The sequence below is a fragment of the Aeromonas aquatilis genome, assembly GCF_054052405.1.
Map to the genome: position 1 here is coordinate 1 of NZ_JBSTYP010000137.1, position 1,588 is coordinate 1,588.

Consider the following 1,588-nt stretch of genomic DNA (forward strand, 5'->3'; position numbering starts at 1 on the left):
TTTACAACCGCCAGCGTCGGCATTCACGACTTGGCAATGTCAGCCCAGCGGAGTTTAACAAGAGGTATTGGAGAACTGCTCAGGCTGCTTGCCGGGACTGTCCGATCTTGTCAGGACACCTCATGGCAAGCCCGCCGATGCCATATCGACTCTTGAAGCTGGCTGAAGGTCATGGGTAATCAGGAAGATCAGAGTGTTACCAACATACATTCCACTGTCCCCTATTAACATTCACACAGCTGACTACTTATTCATATCATCAATACGATCGTCATTTGGATTGAAAACTTATTTTCTCGTGCATGTTAATAATCTGTATATAAATAACAAAAAATCCCCATCAACGACGACATCTTATAAACGAGCCCTATAAAACTGATATCTCACCGAATTTGTTACCGCTACCATAAGCGCAAGAAAGAAATAAAAACGTTTTCCACATTAAACGCCTTTAAATTTCTTTATTCTCTACAAAAAAGAATAAGCCACTCATATAATGAACGCTCTGGATGCATTGACTTTTAAATCAGCAAATAAAAAAACAATAAAGATAGTAAAATCATGGTGATAGATGGATTCTGACAGGGAATTAGTTAATGGAAACATATCATCAATAAGTCATTTTATTATTTAATGCACTCTCCTTAGCCTTGGACGGCACAATCAGTTTAAAAACTATAAATTTATCAGTTCAGACTATTAGGAACATTCGCAACATGCACAAAATCCTGCTCGATCAAGCTATGGAACTCACTAAGGCTCAAGGAGAGTGCTGGATCGTTTTAAAAGATGGCTCAATCAAAGCCGTTAATGTCGGCGATATGCTTCCTAAGGGTGTGCTACTGGTATCCCCTTCCGAGTTAGAACTGACACCGCCAGCCATGGCGAGTATGGATAACCCTATTCCCGACGAAACCATCCCCTCCGATAGGAGTGAGATCGACCCCACGGTTAAACAAGCGCTGGCAGCCCTCCAGCAAGCGATTCAGGATGGGCAGGATCCGACCGAAATCGCCCAGGCAACCGCCAGCGGCGGTACGACCGCAGGAGGCACCGCAGGCTCCGGTAACGCGGGTGCCATTGTCACCGAACGTGCCGCCAGGGCGACCATTTCCGAAGCCGGTTTTGATACGACCCATAACAGCCGTGATCCGCAGCGCCTAGATGCGCTGCCGGGTGACGAGAACGCCGGCAAGATAGAACATCCTCCGGTTGCCTTTGATCAGCAGCAGAGCATTTCAGAAGATACGCCGACCCTGTTCGCACAGGTTCCTGCAGCGCAGGATCCCGATAGCGACGGCATTAATCCCCAAGGTTACACCCTGGTGAGCGGCGTACAGAGCGGTCAACTGACCCTCAATGCCGATGGCAGTTATCAATATATTCCCTCCCCCGAGTTTCAATCACTGCGAGAAGGTGAGGCACGGCAGGTCTCCTTTACCTATATTGCAACCGATCCGAGTGGCAACCAGAGTGCCCCGGCTACCGTGACCATCACCATCACCGGCACCGATGACACTGCCACCATTAGCGTTGCCACCCCGGGCGCTGACCAGGGTACCGTCAAAGAAGATGTGACCCTCACCAC

General features: G+C 48.5%; 1 protein-coding gene. It reads left to right on the forward strand.

Annotated elements, in window-relative coordinates:
• Window positions 1-743 precede the first annotated feature (743 nt).
• A partial coding sequence (locus ACW5W8_RS23620) for a retention module-containing protein (protein WP_498630858.1) occupies window positions 744-1,588 on the forward strand: 845 nt, incomplete at its 3' end.